Annotated in this window: 7 protein-coding genes; all 7 read left to right on the top strand. The window is 25.9% G+C overall.

Annotated elements, in window-relative coordinates:
• Positions 1-230 precede the first annotated feature (230 nt).
• Positions 231-515: a hypothetical protein gene (locus tag KQ44_RS07230; protein ID WP_096736847.1), complete on the top strand. Its 285-nt coding sequence runs from the start codon at positions 231-233 to the stop codon at positions 513-515.
• Between the two features lie 232 nt (positions 516-747).
• Positions 748-972, top strand: coding sequence for a hypothetical protein (locus KQ44_RS14950; RefSeq protein WP_240516532.1), 225 nt, complete (start codon positions 748-750; stop codon positions 970-972).
• Positions 973-1,085: 113 nt separating this feature from the next.
• Entirely contained in the window at positions 1,086-1,403 is a 318-nt protein-coding gene (locus KQ44_RS14945; protein ID WP_240516531.1) for a hypothetical protein, read from the top strand.
• 85 nt (positions 1,404-1,488) lie between these two features.
• Positions 1,489-1,917 (top strand): flagellar basal body rod protein FlgB, encoded by a 429-nt coding sequence (gene flgB / locus KQ44_RS07220; protein WP_013114932.1) that lies wholly within the window; start codon positions 1,489-1,491, stop codon positions 1,915-1,917.
• A 26-nt stretch (positions 1,918-1,943) separates the two neighbouring features.
• The gene (gene flgC, locus KQ44_RS07215) at positions 1,944-2,405 is read left to right on the top strand and encodes a flagellar basal body rod protein FlgC (protein WP_008724603.1); all 462 of its coding nucleotides are present in this window, start codon (positions 1,944-1,946) and stop codon (positions 2,403-2,405) included.
• Between the two features lie 38 nt (positions 2,406-2,443).
• The gene (fliE, locus tag KQ44_RS07210; protein WP_020004436.1) at positions 2,444-2,773 is read left to right on the top strand and encodes a flagellar hook-basal body complex protein FliE; all 330 of its coding nucleotides are present in this window, start codon (positions 2,444-2,446) and stop codon (positions 2,771-2,773) included.
• A 43-nt stretch (positions 2,774-2,816) separates the two neighbouring features.
• A partial coding sequence (locus tag KQ44_RS07205) for a hypothetical protein (protein WP_096737796.1) occupies positions 2,817-3,352 on the top strand: 536 nt, incomplete at its 3' end.

Raw genomic sequence — 3,352 nt, 5'->3', positions numbered from 1 at the left:
ACCTGATTTTACAAATGTTTTATTTAATGATATGTATAATGTATTAGAAAATATTAATATGTTAGATTTTTATATAGAACTTATAAAAAATAGCAGATATAGGAATAGATGATATAAAGTTTGAATTATCAAAATTTGACAATATAGAGAAATATATCAGTTATATTAAAAAATATTCTAAAACTGAAAAAAAAGAAGAGGTTGAAATAGTTGATAATTTATTAAATAGCATGAAAGATATTGATAGTGTATATAAAAAATTAGATTCTGTTAAGAAATTTAGGAATACTTTTTCATATAGAAATGGTAAAAAAGCTCCTTTTAATGAAATAGAGTCTGATGGAACAAAAATATATGCTTTTCATATGTTTAATATAGTTACATCTTTAAAAAACGGCTCCTTATCTTTACATGATGAATTTTATGGAGTTCAGGCAGATTTGATAAAAACAGTATTTTTATTATTTAAAAAAATAGATATAAAGAGATTGAACAAACTTCTCAGTTATTTATGACAACCCATGATATAATGCTTATGGATTTTCAATATCTGCTATTAGAACAAGTTAAATTTGTAGTAAAAGAAAAAATAAAACTTATGTATATTCTGCTTCGGATATAGAAGGTATAACAAAAGAAAATTTGATTGAAAATTATAAAAATAATAGATTAGGGGCAAAATATTTTCCTAGAGCTTATAATTTGCCTTCAAAAATATATATTAGTGATGATAGTGAGTGTTAATTTATGAGTTTTATTCTTCCAAATATAAAAGATAAAAAAAACACTATTATATGTTTCTCTACTGGTGTTTATGAAAAGAAGTATTTATCTGATATATTGAAATATAGTAATAATATAGATTATTTTGACAATTATAGTGAATTAAATCAATTAGATAAAAGACATAAAGATGAACAAAAAGCAGATAAAGCCATAAAAGATATATGTAATACTATAAAGGAAAATTAGAAGATCAATTTTCTTTTGGGGAACAGAATTCCAATTATATATTAGTTATAATAACGGATTGTGATAAAGCACCTTTTGACATTTTTAATAAATTAAAAAATGAGATCTTTAATGTGCTTAGTATCTTTAATTATAAAATTGATTATTATTTTGTGTTTTCATATAGAGGTTTTGAGGATTGGATGAAATTCTATCTTGAAAATGGAGAATTCATTTCTAATCTGCAAAATATAAAAGATAATATTAAATCTATGATAAAAGAAAAACATTCTGATATTTTTGGAAGGCATAAAGAAGCTATAAATAAATACAAACAATTTACAAGTTATGATTTACCATTGAATAATTATGAAAGTATAAGTAATTATCCGTATTCTGACTTCCCGTACTTTTTAGAATATTTAGAACAAAAATATCATATACATATATAATTTTTATATAAAAAATGTTAAAGCAGTTTTTTAATAAACCGAGAATAATTGTAAGTATTATTTTATTATTTAGGATAAAAAAACTATGAATATGTTTGCTGATACAACTTATGCTAAAACTATGACAGTAGCTAAAAAGCTTTTAAATGTTTACGGGCTTAGAGCTGAAGTTATAGCGGATAATATAGCAAATGTATCTACTCCGAATTTTAAAAGAAGCGATGTAACTTTTGAATATCAGCTTGCAAGAGCTTTAGACAGTGAAAAGTATGACGGTATGGAAGCTAAAAGGACAGATTCCAGACATTTTCCTTTTCATATGCCTATGAATTATCAGGACGTTGCACCTACTCTTACAGTAGATTATGATACTAGCTATAGAAATGATAAAAATAATGTTGATATAGATAAAGAAATGGCTGAAGAAGCTAAAAATACTTTACGTTATCAAATGTTTACTCAAATAGTTAATGCTCAGTACAGAGAAATCAGAAGAATGATAGGTAATGCTTAATAGTTGGTATTAAGGAGAATAATAGAATGGGAATATTTTCAATTATTAATACATCAGGAAGCGGTTTAACTGCTCAAAGAACTAGATTAGATGTTATAGCAGATAATATAGCGAATGTTAATACTACAAGAACTACAGAAGGCGGAGCTTTTAGAAGAAGCAGAGTTATATTTAAGCCTAGAGATGACGGCAACAAATATAGAAGCCCATTTTTACCAGAGGCTTTGCAACCTAATGTTGGTACAGGTGTAAGAGTTTTCAGCATAGAAAAAGATATGGAAACTGCTACTAGATTTGTTTATGATCCTTCTCACCCAGACGCTATTAAATACGGCGAAAAGGCAGGTTATGTAGAGATGCCAAATGTTAATCCAGTTACAGAAATGGTTGATATGATGGAGGCTTCAAGAGCTTATGAGGCTAATTCTACTATGATTCAGTCAGCTAAAACTATGTTTGGAAGTGCTTTGAATATTATTAGATATTAATTAATGTTTTTATAAATTTTTTATAAAAGGATATTTTTATGAACGTTGGAAATGTTGGTGATAATTACGGATTTGTATTAAAAACTACTGACCCTAGACATTACGGACCTGCTCAGCAATTAAGAAGAAGTTCCAGTAATGATTTGATAAGTAATTTTGGTACTATGCTAAGCGATGCTATTGAAGCTGTTAATCAAAAACAAGTTGACAGAGATAATATAATAGTGCAGGCTGGTATAAGACCAGATCAGGTTGATGTATCCGATGTGATGAATGCTATTGCTGAGGCTGAATTATCACTTAGTTTTACAAAAGCGGTTGTAGACAGAGCAGTAAGAGCATATCAGGAAGTTACAACTTACAGATAATTATAGTTAGATAATAAAGTAAAATATAATAAATTAAGAAATAATGAACAATAATAAGCTGTTCTCCTTCAAAAAAGAGTTATTAAGGGCAAGCGTTTATGGTGTGATAGCCATAGCGTTTGCCAACTTAATTTTTTTCTCTATATACAATAATAATCAAATATATATAACAATTATTCTTATAGTTCTTGAAATAATCACTATTGTATTTTTATATTTGGATGCATCAAGCATAAACAAAAGAAAATTGATATTTATAAAAAATAATTCACAGCTAGAACATATTTTAAGTAAAAATGTAACTAAAGATAATATAATAGATAGGCTTAGATATTTCGGATATAGTATGTATTCTATTAATTCATCAAGAGTGTTTATAAATACTGATGTAATAAAAAATAAAAAATCTATTACAATACATGCATACTATTTCTTTTTAGCAGATATTGATAAAGACGGAGAAGCTATTTTAAATAATATAAAAAATGAAGTAAATGAAATATTTGATTTATATATAGATGATAATCAAAAACTTTTTAGAAAAGATGAAAATGATGATAAAGATAAAATATTAAAAGC

It is taken from the genome of Brachyspira sp. G79, assembly GCF_002379365.1.
GTDB lineage: Bacteria > Spirochaetota > Brachyspiria > Brachyspirales > Brachyspiraceae > Brachyspira.
The sequence above is the reverse complement of the archived record's forward strand: the minus strand, read 5'-3'. Positions and strand labels throughout refer to the sequence as shown.

What these genes read in the sequence shown, in the direction of transcription:
- KQ44_RS07230 (WP_096736847.1), top strand. Translation starts at nt 231, where the DNA reads ATGAAAGATATTGATAGTGTATATAAAAAATTAGATTCTGTTAAGAAA.
- KQ44_RS14950 (WP_240516532.1), top strand. Translation starts at nt 748, where the DNA reads ATGAGTTTTATTCTTCCAAATATAAAAGATAAAAAAAACACTATTATA.
- flgB (WP_013114932.1), top strand. Translation starts at nt 1,489, where the DNA reads ATGAATATGTTTGCTGATACAACTTATGCTAAAACTATGACAGTAGCT.
- flgC (WP_008724603.1), top strand. Translation starts at nt 1,944, where the DNA reads ATGGGAATATTTTCAATTATTAATACATCAGGAAGCGGTTTAACTGCT.
- fliE (WP_020004436.1), top strand. Translation starts at nt 2,444, where the DNA reads ATGAACGTTGGAAATGTTGGTGATAATTACGGATTTGTATTAAAAACT.